At 43.9% G+C, this 13,140-nt stretch carries 12 protein-coding genes; 6 read left to right on the top strand and 6 right to left on the bottom strand.

Annotation, left to right across the window (positions count from 1 at the left end):
• Nucleotides 1–39 precede the first annotated feature (39 nt).
• The 3 genes from JMY03_RS03175 to dcd all read left to right on the top strand — a co-directional run bounded on the left by JMY03_RS03175 (nt 40) and on the right by dcd (nt 2,428).
• Nucleotides 40–363, top strand: a complete 324-nt coding sequence (locus tag JMY03_RS03175; RefSeq protein WP_201600973.1) for a hypothetical protein — start codon at nt 40–42, stop codon at nt 361–363.
• Nucleotides 364–597: 234 nt separating this feature from the next.
• On the top strand, nt 598–1,719 hold the full coding sequence (locus JMY03_RS03170; RefSeq protein ID WP_201600970.1) for a DUF2804 domain-containing protein: 1,122 nt from the start codon (nt 598–600) through the stop codon (nt 1,717–1,719).
• Between the two features lie 133 nt (nt 1,720–1,852).
• Entirely contained in the window at nt 1,853–2,428 is a 576-nt protein-coding gene (dcd, locus tag JMY03_RS03165; protein ID WP_201600967.1) for a dCTP deaminase, read from the top strand.
• Between the two features lie 81 nt (nt 2,429–2,509).
• Here dcd and JMY03_RS03160 read toward each other — a convergent pair whose 3' ends face one another.
• The 6 genes from JMY03_RS03160 to JMY03_RS03135 form a co-directional block, all read right to left on the bottom strand.
• Nucleotides 2,510–2,947, bottom strand: coding sequence for a ClpXP protease specificity-enhancing factor (locus JMY03_RS03160; protein WP_025647256.1), 438 nt, complete (start codon nt 2,945–2,947; stop codon nt 2,510–2,512).
• Between the two features lie 74 nt (nt 2,948–3,021).
• Nucleotides 3,022–3,636, bottom strand: coding sequence for a glutathione S-transferase N-terminal domain-containing protein (locus tag JMY03_RS03155; protein ID WP_201600965.1), 615 nt, complete (start codon nt 3,634–3,636; stop codon nt 3,022–3,024).
• Nucleotides 3,637–3,886: 250 nt separating this feature from the next.
• Nucleotides 3,887–4,603, bottom strand: coding sequence for a cytochrome c1 (locus JMY03_RS03150; protein ID WP_201600963.1), 717 nt, complete (start codon nt 4,601–4,603; stop codon nt 3,887–3,889).
• Entirely contained in the window at nt 4,603–5,808 is a 1,206-nt protein-coding gene (locus tag JMY03_RS03145) for a cytochrome b (protein ID WP_201602106.1), read from the bottom strand. Before JMY03_RS03145 ends, JMY03_RS03150 begins: the two co-directional genes overlap by 1 nt.
• 22 nt (nt 5,809–5,830) lie before the next feature.
• Nucleotides 5,831–6,415, bottom strand: coding sequence for a ubiquinol-cytochrome c reductase iron-sulfur subunit (gene petA / locus JMY03_RS03140; RefSeq protein WP_201600961.1), 585 nt, complete (start codon nt 6,413–6,415; stop codon nt 5,831–5,833).
• A 626-nt stretch (nt 6,416–7,041) separates the two neighbouring features.
• Nucleotides 7,042–8,979, bottom strand: coding sequence for an ATP-binding cassette domain-containing protein (locus JMY03_RS03135; RefSeq protein WP_201600958.1), 1,938 nt, complete (start codon nt 8,977–8,979; stop codon nt 7,042–7,044).
• A 234-nt stretch (nt 8,980–9,213) separates the two neighbouring features.
• Between JMY03_RS03135 and JMY03_RS03130 the strand changes: the two genes are divergently transcribed.
• From JMY03_RS03130 to JMY03_RS03120, 3 genes are all read left to right on the top strand, one after another.
• On the top strand, nt 9,214–9,501 hold the full coding sequence (locus JMY03_RS03130; RefSeq protein ID WP_201600955.1) for a SlyX family protein: 288 nt from the start codon (nt 9,214–9,216) through the stop codon (nt 9,499–9,501).
• Nucleotides 9,502–9,796: 295 nt separating this feature from the next.
• A complete protein-coding gene (locus JMY03_RS03125; RefSeq protein WP_201600953.1) occupies nt 9,797–11,008 on the top strand; it encodes an OmpP1/FadL family transporter in 1,212 nt (403 codons plus the stop codon).
• Between the two features lie 273 nt (nt 11,009–11,281).
• Nucleotides 11,282–12,799 carry an OmpP1/FadL family transporter gene (locus JMY03_RS03120; protein ID WP_201600951.1) on the top strand — a complete coding sequence of 506 codons (1,518 nt, stop codon included), beginning with the start codon at nt 11,282–11,284 and terminating at the stop codon, nt 12,797–12,799.
• Nucleotides 12,800–13,140 lie beyond the last annotated feature (341 nt).

Raw genomic sequence — 13,140 nt, 5'->3', positions numbered from 1 at the left:
AAAAGCACTTTTATTCTAACAAAGAAGCAAGGAAGCTTTGTGAGCGTATCTATTTATCAAAGTCATTTAGAGGCTGCGCCCAAGCAGTACACGTTATTAAAAATGCTGCGTCCGCCCGTGTATGAAATTGAGCTATCAAATAACCAACTGATTGGCGTTTGCTACTATAAAGATGGTAGTAGCAAGCGCTATCAAGTCAATGCAACCTTTAGTAATAGGCGAATGGTGATTGCCGATTTTTTGTCAGCAGTAGAGGCGATGGCGGCTTTATTGTTAAAGTTTCCTAAGCATCCTTTTGGGACAAATGGTTTTGCCGTAGCAAATGTGACGCAGGAGCTGGCCGATGGACTCACTGCAATATAGTCGAACCACTATTAAAGTGTTACAGCGTTAGACTCGTTTAGCCTACTACTGTAGTACTTGCACTCGTCTGCCTTGTACCACTTTTAATATTGATTGACTATAGAGGTCAAAGCCATTACAGAAGCTATTTGGGCCGCATCAAGGCAAGCAAAAAGAACAGTGATAAGTACCGAAGTAAGCTATCAAGGACAAGTGATTAGTCAGTAATAAATGCAAGACAAGGATGTCATAGCAATGCATGGACCTATTAAAAGCGACAAGGTAGATAATGTAGCTTACGCAAATATCATTTCTACCGATATAAAGCCACAAGCTATCGAACAGCTCATCCAAAATGGTCAGCCGCAATTTGGGGTGTTCTCGCAAGTTAAACAAATCAATTATCTCGATTATTACAGTCCGCTAATCTCGCAAAAACCATTATCAAACTGGCGTAAAGACCTCAAGGCCAATCAATTCTGTTTTATCCAAATCATTGAGCCGCCTTTTAGAGTCTGTCTCGCACTGGCAACGATTAAGATTGCCACTAGTGCTTTTGTTTATGTTTACAATGAGGAGACTGAGCAGCTAGAAATTGGGGAAGCCTTGCAGCCAGTTACGCGCCGCAGTGAATTTAAAGGCGATCACTATCAAGGGCAGATGTTTTTTACCCATAGCAAGCTTAGCCTAACGCTAGGTTTTACCCCAGAGCAGGTGAGTATAGAGCTTGATAGCCAATATCTAGCAGTCCATGCAAAATTAGAGCGTCAGCAGCGGCCGCTTGCGATATGTACGCCAACAGGCAGACGCGGTTGGACGTTTACCCAAAAAGAGCCGTTGAGCGCTGCCAGCGGCGAGATAACTATCAAAGCGGGTGCACAGATAACCGCTGATAGTCAGCAGCAAAAACTTGAATTGAGCAAGACAACAAGAGCCAATCTAGATTGGACACTGGGTTATATGCGTCATGAGACCAATTGGTTTTGGACTTGTATCAACAGCTACCTAGCAGATGGTCGGCATTTTTTATTGAATCTCTCTATGGGTGTCAATGAGACAGGTCTAAGTGAGAATGCTTGTTGGCTCGATGGCGAGATTTTTTATCTGCCGCCTGTATTATTTGAGCGTAAAGATACGAATGACTCCTCTGCCAATACTTGGCACATTTATCATCGAAGCTTAGGCTGGAGCAGTGTCGATATCGATTTAACTTTCACGCCGATTAGAGTCTACAAAAAAACAGATAATTTCGGCGTTGTCGCCAGCATCTTTGAGCAGTGGCTAGGGGAGTACAGCGGCGAGATACGCTTAGCTGGGCAAGTGCTACGCTTGGATAAGGTAATGGGACTAGCGGAAGATCACTTTGCAAAATGGTAATATCTGACTCAAGCTGAATAGCGAGTGGATACTTTTATCTCGCGTAAAGCCTATAAATTGATGCCTCAACTGCGTATAATTATCGCTACCGAAATATCTATCATGCACACTATAAATATTGTTAAGGATAAAAATGTCTATCAAATCTGACTGCTGGATCCGTAAAATGGCTGAAAATCAGCAGATGATTGAGCCTTTTGAAGCCGGTCAAGTGCGCTTCAATGACGCAGGTGAGCGTCTCATCAGCTACGGCACCTCAAGCTACGGTTACGATGTGCGCTGCGCTCCTGAATTTAAAGTATTCACCAACGTACATTCAGTCGTCGTCGACCCCAAAAACTTCGATGAAAAAAGCTTCATTGATATCGTTGGCGATGAGTGCATTATTCCACCAAACTCCTTTGCGCTAGCTCGTACTGTAGAATACTTCCGCATTCCGCGTGATGTGCTGACCATTTGTCTAGGCAAATCGACTTATGCGCGCTGCGGTATCATCGTCAATGTCACGCCGCTAGAGCCTGAGTGGGAAGGGCATGTAACGCTAGAGTTCAGTAATACCACCAATTTGCCAGCGCGTATTTATGCCGGAGAAGGCGTCGCGCAAATGCTGTTTTTCCAAAGCGATAGCGACGATGTCTGCGAGACCAGCTACAAGGATCGCGGCGGTAAATACCAAGGTCAACGCGGAGTGACCTTGCCTAGGACTTAGATTGATTAAACATATGCTAATAAAAAAGGAGCCTATCTATAAGGCTCCTTCTTTATGGTTTAACGCTTTATCTTATGCAGACTATTTGAGTATCTTTAAGCCTGCTTTGTTATCGCGTTTAGGTCTAGTCGCAGCTTTTGGTTTATTCGCTACCGCGCTAGCCTCTTCTTCAGGCTCATAGTTATCGTACTCGTTAGGATCAAAAAACATCCCTTGCGAGTTTTCTTTAGCATAGATGCCAAGTACCGCTTGCAAGGGTACCCAAATCTCTTGCGAGACACCGCCAAAACGCGCGCTGAAATGAATATAATCATTTTCCATACTCATATTACCGGTGGCACGACTGGCGATATTGAGGACGATACGACCATCTTGCACGTGCTCGGTTGGAATCTGTACGTTTTCTGCCGTGGCATCAACCATCAAGTAAGGGGTTAGTGCATTATCTTCTATCCACTGGTAGATAGCACGTACCATATAAGGGCGCGTTGGGGTAGTAGCGATAGGGGTATCACTCATTTTTTATTCCTCTACTGATATTTTACGAAATAATAGTAACAAGTATTCTCAAGTTATAAAAGTACGGCAAAAGGTTAGCGCACACTGGCCCGAAAGCTTTTACGTTCAAACAACCGCTCTTGATAGTCCAGCAATGGGCGACTGATATTGCGTGGTAGCTCAATTTGCATCTCTTCTAATCGCCATAACAGCGGTGCTAACAAGACATCGCACCAGCCAAACTCATCGGCCATAAAGTAAGGCTTATGAGCGAATAGGGGCGCTAAAGTAATCAGCGAGTCGGCTAGTTGCTTCTTAGCCAGCGCTGCTTGAGCTTTATTAAAGCTATCAGGGTGCATCAGCAGACGTTTACCCAAGACTAGCCAATCACGCTGAATGCGCCAAGCCAATTGTCGAAACTGCGCGCGCTCTTGCGGGGTCTCAGGGAGTAATTTATTGGCATAATAACGCTCTTCTAAATACTCAAAGATAACGTTGATCTCATATAACGCAGTCTCACGCTGCTGTAGTACTGGCAAAGTATGATAAGGGTTTAGTTCAGTTAAGTCTTCAGGGCGCTCAGAGTGCAAGCGCGATAGGTAATACTCTAGTTTTTTTTCTTCCAGTAATAAGCGCACGACATGGCTATCGTAGCCATCATCAGCATATAAGATCAGCTGACTACTGGGAATGTCATTCGCATCAATCATAGCAGCCTAATATTCATTATTAAGGCTGTCATCGTAAACAAACTCACCTTGTTAATCAAGACAGTAAGCGTAAATGCTAACCAATTCCACGCGGTTATCTATAATTTGTTAGCGTAGCCGGTTTGAGGGTTTCTCTGCTGTCCCAATGGTCTATGGCTATTAAACATTGTCTGCACATTTTTTTTGCACAAAAAAAGCACTACCGAGGTAATGCTTTTTTTAGTACAAATCAGTTAGCTTTAGCGCTTACTTATTTAACATCTTTCCAGAACTCTTTGTTGAGTAAGTAGACCGGAATGAGCAATACTAGTAGGAATAGGATGACAAAAGCACCGATGACACGGCGATCATGACGAACCGGCTCACCCATCCAAGCCATAAAGTTAACTAAGTCGCCGACTTCAGACTCAAACTCTTCTTGGCTCACGCTTTCTTGCAGGTTGAGCAAGACGTGAGGCATAGCCGCGTTAGCTAACACTAGGTTGTTCGCGCCCCAAGGACGGCTAGGATCTTCGTAAAAAGATAACAAGTAAGTGTAGACCCAGTCATCACCGCGTAAACGGTTGACTAAAGATAGATCAGGAGGCGCCGCACCGAACCAAGACGCTTGTAGCTCAGGGTCAATCTCAGCATCGATATGATCACCGATTTGATCGGTGGTCACCATCAGATATTTCTCGACCAGCTCTGGCGGTATTTCAAGGTCTTTGGCGATACGTGAGTGACGAACATACTTCGCCGAGTGACACCCAGCACAGTAGTTCATAAACATTTTTGCGCCGTTTTGTAGCGAACCCTTGTTAGTGAAGTCAATAGGAGCATCGCTACAAGCCAAATGCTCTTCCACACCTTCAGCATTAACAAAGGTACCACAGCCACCGCCGCCTGCGGCCATTGCAGTGCCAGCAGTCAAGGTCAATGCCGCGCCTAAGCCTAGACCCGCTAGGGATTTGATTAGGGTTCTCATTAGTGACCTCCGGTAACGCGTTCTGGTGGCTGTTTACACGTCTCAATAGCAGTGTAAAACGGCATTAGTAAGAAGAATAAGAAATATAGAATCGTGAATACACGAGCCATAATAGTCGCAGTTGGCGTGGCAGGTGTCGCACCTAAATAGCCAAGTACGATAAAGCTAATAGCAAAGACAGTTAGTGCAATCTTAGACAAGATACCTTTGTAGCGTATTGAGCGTACAGGTGATCTGTCGAGCCACGGTATCAAGAATAGTACAGCGATGGCCGCACCCATGGCGATGACCCCGCCCAGCTTATTCGGCACCGCGCGCAAGATAGCGTAGAATGGCGTGTAGTACCATACTGGCGCAATATGCGCAGGTGTCTTCAAGGAGTTTGCTGCCTCAAAGTTAGGTGGCTCAAGGAAATAACCGCCGCCCTCTGGGAAGAAGAACACCACTGCAAAGAACAAGATAAAGAATACTACGATACCAACCATGTCATGCACAGTATAGTACGGATGGAATTCGATACCATCTAACGGTACACCATTCTTATCTTTGAGCTTCTTAATATCGATACCATCAGGGTTGTTAGAACCAACGTGATGCAAAGCCACGATATGCATAAATACTAAACCAACTAAGACTAGCGGAATAGCCACAACGTGTAGCGCAAAGAAGCGGTTCAGCGTGATACCTGAGATGATGTAATCACCACGTACCCACTCAGCAAGACCATCACCGATGACCGGCAACGCTGCTGGTAAGTTCAAGATAACCTGAGCACCCCAGAATGACATATTACCCCAAGGTAATAGATAGCCGAAGAACCCTTCTGCCATCAAGGCAAGATAGATACCCATACCGATCAGCCATAGTAGCTCGCGTGGCTTTTGATATGAGCCATACAGCAAGGCTCTAAACATATGCAAATAGACGACAACGAAGAACGCTGATGCACCTGTGGAGTGCATGTAGCGGATGAGCCAGCCGCCTTTGACATCACGCATGATATATTCGACCGAGGCAAACGCGCCTTCAGCACTCGGGTTATACATCATGGTCAGCCAGATACCAGTCACTAATTGGTTAACCAATACCACCATCGACAACACACCAAAAAAATACCAAAAATTGAAGTTTTTTGGTGCATAGTATTTGGACATATGGTATTCGTAGGTTTCAGTCGCAGGAAAGCGCGCGTCCACCCAATGCATTAATTTTTTACCCATACTCATATTAAGCCTCCCCAACTGTCAAGATGGTACCAGCCATACTATACTCTGGGACGGGTAAATTGGTTGGTGCCGGTACGCCGCTATAAACGCGACCTGCTAAGTCATATTTAGAACCATGGCAAGGACAGAAAAATCCGCCATACCAATCATTACCGCCTAAGTCAGCCGCGCCAACTTCAGGACGATAGTTTGGGGCACAGCCCAAATGGGTACAAACGCCTTCAACCACTAGTAGACCCGGCTCGATAGAACGAGTTTGGTTCTTGGCGTATTCAGGTTGTAGTGATGCGCTTGAGTCGGGATCAGCGAGTAAAGGCTCAACAGGCTCTAAAGTATTCACCATATCTTCAGTACGTTTAACGACGTAGATAGGTTTGCCGCGATACTTTACGACAATCATTTGTCCTTCTTCAATAGAAGCGATATCTTGGATAACTGCCGCACCCGCAGCTTCAGCTTTGGCGCTAGGTGTCCAAGAGCGAACAAAAGGGGTGGCTACCGCCGCGACTCCAGCTGCACCAATTACGGCAGTTGAAGCAATCAAAACTCTACGGCGTTGTACATTAACGCCTTCGGCTTGGCTCATTAATACTTCCTCCAGGTGAATGAAATGGGATTATCCCACACTGGGTTTGTGACTTAGAAATATAAAACATTTAGTATTGGTTCATACTATATTGACAATATAAAGAGACAAGCCACATCAGCTATGCCTAATTTTGCTAATTGTTACTATTCTAAGCTATTTTGGTTAAAAAATAAATTGGTACGCCAAAAATAACGCGACCTTTGCAGGCATTATTATTAGCATTACACTGTTGAAAGTCCTAAGTCATTATCAGAATAATCAGCATTGAATTCGTATCGACTGAACGGTACGCGCCATTGTCATATTCAGTTAAATAGCATTTATAAGCACTATTAAATATAATCACTATTAAATATAAGCACTATTAAAAGTATCTGTAATAACTAGTAAAGTCTCAAAGACTGCTCTCATCGTAAGGTAATCGATACCACCTTTTGAGTAATAAGATTACCTTATAAATGTTAAGGATATTTATTTATAGGCGATGATACTTGAAATCAGCCCAATGTTCACTAACTTTCAGCACCTTTACGTAACCGATTTTGTTTAATCTCTCATGCAAGTCAATAGCAATGAGAGAGTGAGAAGATAAAAGACAGTAGGACAATACCTGACTTTTATCATTAATCACTCTCAAGTTCTTCCCAGCGCTCAAGCTTTATCATCATTTCCTCCTCAATAACCGCTAAGCGTTCACTGGCGGCTGTCGCGGCATCAAAATCCTCAGTAAACCAAGAGCCATCGGCCAGCTTGTCTTGTAGCTTGGCTTGCTCTGTTTCTAGCTTAGTGATTTCTTTTGGTAGCGAATCAAGCTCGCGCTGCTCATTGAAGCTGAGCTTTTTTTGCGCCTTAACAGGTTTAGCGGGTGTTGCAGCTGGTTTTTGGTTGGCTTTAAAAGTATGAGGACGGCTCGGCGCTTTAGACGCTTGCGCGCGATTCTTTTGAATCAAGTATTCTTGATAGCCGCCGACATATTCATCGACCACGCCGTTACCGTCTTCATCGGTATCAAACACCCAAGTAGAGGTAACCACGTTATCCATAAACGAGCGATCATGGCTGATAAGTAGTATCGTGCCATTAAAGCTACTGACGGACTCTTCTAATAACTCAAGGGTCGCCATGTCCAAATCGTTGGTAGGCTCATCGAGCACTAATATATTGGCAGGCTTTAACAGCTGCTTGGCGAGCAGTACCCGGTTACGTTCACCACCGGACAAGGCTTTGACAGGGGTACGCGCGCGCTCCGGCGCAAATAAGAAGTCTTGTAAATAGCTCATGATATGGGTCTTTCGGCCGCCCACTTCGATGAAGTCTGAGCCTTCAGAGACGTTTTGAGCAACGCTAGCTTCTAGATCGAGCTGATCGCGCAGCTGATCGAAGAAAGCGATTTGCAGATTAGTCCCTAGCTCCACAGTACCGCTCTTAGTGACTTCATCGTCAGACATATCGAGTAGCGCTTTTATTAAGGTGGTTTTACCAGCGCCGTTAGGACCGATGATACCTATCTTGTCACCACGCATAATGGTGGTACTAAAGTTGTCGACGAGCATATTGCCATCGTATTCAAGATGAAGGTTTTTGACCTTACAAACCAGCTTACCGCTTTTTTCGCCTGCATCCATTGTGATGTTGACGTTACCGACTTGCTCACGGCGCTGGCTACGCTCTTCACGCAGGGCCTTTAGATCGCGCACGCGGCCTTCGTTACGTGTACGGCGGGCTTTGATTCCTTGGCGAATCCACACTTCTTCTTGCGCCAGTTTTTTATCAAAGTTGGCATTACTTTTTTCTTCAGCGAGCAATTGTTGCTCTTTTAGCTCTTGATAGCGCGCGTAGCCTTTAGCGCCTTGAGTGACATCATAGCTGGTCAATAGACCACGATCTAATTCGACGATGCGCGTTGCCAGCTTATTGACAAAGGCTCTATCGTGCGTGACAAATAACAAAGTTAGTCCTTGCCAATCTAACAAGAAGCGCTCCAGCCACTCAATACTATCGACATCCAAATGGTTGGTCGGCTCATCAAGCAATAATACGTCAGGCTTAGTGACTAAGGCTCTTGCTAGCAGTACTCGGCGCTTACGACCACCCGATAGCGAGGATAAGTCATCATCCGCGTTAAGCCCCATAGTGGTAATCAGCCGCGTCGCTTCACGCTCTAAATCCCAGCCATGTACCGCGTCGATATCGTGTTGCAAAGTCGCCATGCGCTCGCAGGCATCCATATCACCCTCAGCGCATAGATCGGTTTGCTGGTTATAGGCCATGAGCAGGTCAGCGGTTTGCCGACTGCCGCCCATGACGATGTCTAGTATACGCCCCGAAGTTTCAGGAACATCCTGCTCAAGCATAGCAACACGCACGCTGCTATTGATAATGACTTCGCCGCTATCAGGTTGTATAGAGCCGTTGATAAGCTTGAATAAAGTGGATTTACCTTCGCCATTACGACCGATCAGACAGACGCGTTCGCCAGCCTCAATGCTAAAGTCGACACCATCAAGGATAGGTGCTACGCCAAAAGCGAGGTGGATGTTTTTTAGATGTATCAGTGCCATAGAATGTCTTAAGCTTATATATAAGAGAGTGGAATAAATGATAAAATAGCGAGTTGCCCATTATTAATCATAAATTGATAATAAATTGTAGAGACTAGCAAATAGTCAGCAGTATAACATGAGCCTAGAGGACTTTAGGATGCGTCATGTTTTTTTATCGCTGTGACTCAATTTGCGAATATTCAATACCGCTTATCACCACCCAATAATCACATAATCGACCGGATATGTACTATGAAAGACGCTTCACACCACACCTCAGGGAATATAGAAAAAGAGCCTATAGCGAATGACTCGCTAGCCTCAGCGGAGCTAAAAGGTGAGATGATTGAGCTACAGATGAGTATGGCGCATCTTGAGCTGACCGTAGAGCGCCTAGATCAAGTGATTGCTCGTCAAGATAAAGATATTCAAACGCTACAGCGACAGTTGCAGCTTATCTATAACCAAATGCAGAGTCAAAACCAAAGTGACGGCATCGCTCCTTTTGATGTCCTAGCAGATAAACCTCCGCATTATTGAGAAAAATGTTATTTTCATCATTGCAATGTTTAAGTATCAGCCTGCTTAGATAGCCGCTTGTATGGTTTGAATCAAAACGCAGACCGAATTATATGAGCTTTTCTAAATGTAAAGTTGTGACTATATTGTGACGGCATAGTAATTAAATAATTATTTTTTATGGTTGTCATCAACTTCAAAAGCTATTAGTATTTTGTCCTTCAATCCCCCTTGTTTAGCGAAGTTTGGTTGAGTTAACTGTTCTTAGCTATGCTAAATAAGGAAATAAAACAGTTAGGATGTTTGGAGAGATTCAATGCGCAATACTTTTAGTTTGAAGACGCTTAGCGTAGCAGTAGCTGCATTTTCTGTAGCGAGCGTAGCTAGTGCAGCGGGCCTTGATCGTTCTGGTCAAGATATTACCGCATTTTTGCAAGATGGAACTTATGCAGAAACTGTCTATACTTATATCGATGCCGATGTAACGGGTAAAGATACCTCAGGTAATAAGATCGACGACATTGCTGAGGATTATGATTTTTTCCGCTATGGTGTAAAGACTGACATCAACGATACCTTTAGCATTGGTGTTTTATATGACGAGCCTTTTGGCGCAGCAGCTGATTATGTGGGCGATAGCAACTTTGTAGATGCAACAGGCGAAGGTACCAATGTTGAAGTTCGTACTGAAAGCTTAACCGGTATCCTTGGTGCGAAGTTTGGTCAAAATAAAAACTTCCAAGTGTATGGTGGTCCTGTCGCGCAGCGTGTCAAAGCTGACGTAAAGCTACGTGGTGAGGCTTATAGCGTTGCTAATGGTTATACTTTAAATGTTAATGCGGATCAAGACTATGGTTGGTTAGCAGGTGCGTCGTATAGTAAGCCTGAGATTGCTTTAAAAGCAGCATTGACTTACCGCTCGGAAATTGAGCATACTGCTAATTCTGCTGAGCTATATCCTTTTGTCGATAGTCTACCTATCCCGGGCCTTTCAGCAAATCGAAGTGGTGATATTGAAATTACCACACCTGAGTCAGTAAACTTTGATTTTCAGACCGGTATCAACCCGACGACATTAGCGACTGCAAAAGTACGCTGGGTACCGTGGAGTGATTTCGCGATTACACCAGGACTATATAATGGTTTTAGTCAAGTATTAGCAACTCTGCCTCAAGGTACTGGTATACCTCCTGAAGGTTTAGATTTAGTCAGCTATGATGACGATCAGTGGCAAGTAGAGCTTGGTCTGGCCAAACGTCTAACTCCTGCATTAGCAGTTTCAGGTAATATCGGTTGGGATAGTGGTGCAGGTGACCCAGTGACGTCACTAGGTCCTATCGAGGGCTACTATAGTGTTGGCCTTGGTGCAAAGTATAATATTACCGAGAACTGGGCCGTATCTGCTGGTGGTAAATACTTATGGTTTGGTGATGCTGAAGGTCAAATTCCAAGTAAAACGGTTGTTAGTAACTTCGAAGACAATGACGGTTATGTACTTGGGGCAAAGATTTCTTATCAGTCTAAGTAATAAGTCTGATTTAAGCTCAATAAAAAAGCGATCCTTAGGGGTCGCTTTTTTAGTTAGTAATAAAGTAATAAATTAGTCGGATATTGAGTCAGTTGACAGGTGATTACGGATAGCTACGTTTTGTACTGTTTAGTCATATTTAAGAAATAAAGTGTTTTAAATGTTGTTTTAGTGCAAAAAAGCCATTACTATTCAGTCTAGGACATCGTTTACATATTTAGTAACACCTACTTATGTCGATGATAAAACAATTGGGATGTTTGGAGAGATACAATGCGCGCCACCTTTCATTTAAAAACCCTTACAGTAGCTATTGCTGCTTTTTCAGTCGCTAGTGTAGCTAGTGCTGCTGGTCTTGATCGTTCAGGTCAAGATGTCACTGCCTTTTTCCAAGATGGCGTTTACGCAGAGGCTGTCTATACTTATATCGATGCTGATGTTAGCGGTAGAGACAACGCATTTAATGGAGACAGTAATACGCGGTTTGAAGAAGGCAACAAGACAGGGGATATTGCCGAAGACTACGACTTTTTCCGTTATGGTGCAAAAGCCGATGTTAATGATACTTTTAGTGTAGGTATTATTTATGACGAGCCTTTCGGTGCTTCTGCAGAATATACAGGTGATAGTAATTTTACAGGTTCACCAACTACTGCAATTAATAATCTTATCGGTCAAAGAGTAACTCCATTGGTACCGCAAGTTACCAACGCTCAAGAATTAAGTGCTTTTGTAGATCAGACTCAGCAGGGCTTAGCTCAGGCTAGAGAACAAGTAGCACAAGCACAAGCAGCACTAGCTGCCAATCCAGCACTAGCACCAGTTTTAGGACCACAAATTGCTGCTGGTCAAGCGGGTATTGCGGCTGGAGAAGCACAAATAGCGCCATTGGTAGGCTTTGACAACTATGCTGATGCTCAGCTCGCAAACACTCAAACGACTAAAGTTGAAGTACGTAGCCAGAGTTTAACAGCTCTTCTTGGTGCTAAGTTCGGTGCTAATAAGGAGTTCCAAATCTATGGTGGTCCAGTTGCTCAGCGTATTGAGGCTCAAGTAAGATTACGTGGTAGTGCATATGATCTTGCTACTGGTTATACCTCTAATAGCAACCCAGATATGGATTATGGTTGGATTGCAGGTATGTCTTATAGTAAGCCTGAGATTGCGCTAAAAGCCGCATTGACTTACCGTTCTGAAATTGACCATAATATAGATATTACTGAAACTTACCCACTAGCAGGACTACTAGCTGGTGATCCCGCTGCCGCTACACAAACTAATGATTACGAGATTACAACCCCTGAGTCCGTTAACTTTGATTTTCAAACAGGTATCAACCCAACGACGCTAGCTACAGCAAAAGTACGCTGGGTACCTTGGAGTGATTTTTCAATTACGCCGCCATTATATAATGAAGTTAGCAAAAATAATCCACTATACGCTGATGATGGTTTAAATCTGGTTGACTATGAAGATGATCAGTGGCAAGTAGAGCTAGGTTTAGCTAAGCGTCTTGCTCCAGCCTTAGCAGTTAGTGGTAGCATAGGTTGGGATAGCGGTGCAGGCGATCCAACGACATCTCTGGGCCCTGTTGATGGTTACTATAGTGTTGGTTTAGGTGCTAAGTACAATGTCACAGAGAACTGGGCTGTATCAGCGGGCGGTAAATACCTATGGTTCGGTGATGCTCAAGGCGCGTTACCGACAGGAAAAGTTGTTGTAGATGCTGAAGACAACGATGGCTTTATCTTAGGTGCCAAGATCTCTTATCAAGCTAAGCAAGGCTTCTAATCTAACTTTTAGAAAGTAAGTTTTGCAAAAAAAAACGATCCTTAACGGGTCGTTTTTTTATGGGTCTTTATATTCTAAGTGAAGTGTTTGAAAGTTATCTAAAACCATGATTGCTGTTGAATACACTTTTAGCTTGCCTCAAAGCGAGTAAGTAGTTTATACAAAGTTATAGACCTAGTAGAGGGCAAGCAGGGCTTATAACGTAATAAGCTTTTCTCAAAAGTTCAATTGTAGGTAGTTCTTGATAAGGAGTGTTGACGAAGTTTGTGCTGTAAGCAAACTATATTATGCAGTGTAAGTAACTTTGCCTATTATGATGATCGTGATGAAAAGACAGCAAC

This window comes from Psychrobacter submarinus (assembly GCF_904846685.1).
In the GTDB taxonomy this organism is placed as follows: Bacteria; Pseudomonadota; Gammaproteobacteria; order Pseudomonadales; family Moraxellaceae; genus Psychrobacter; species Psychrobacter submarinus.
Note: the sequence above shows the minus strand (reverse complement) of the source record. Positions and strands in the feature narration are given on the sequence as shown.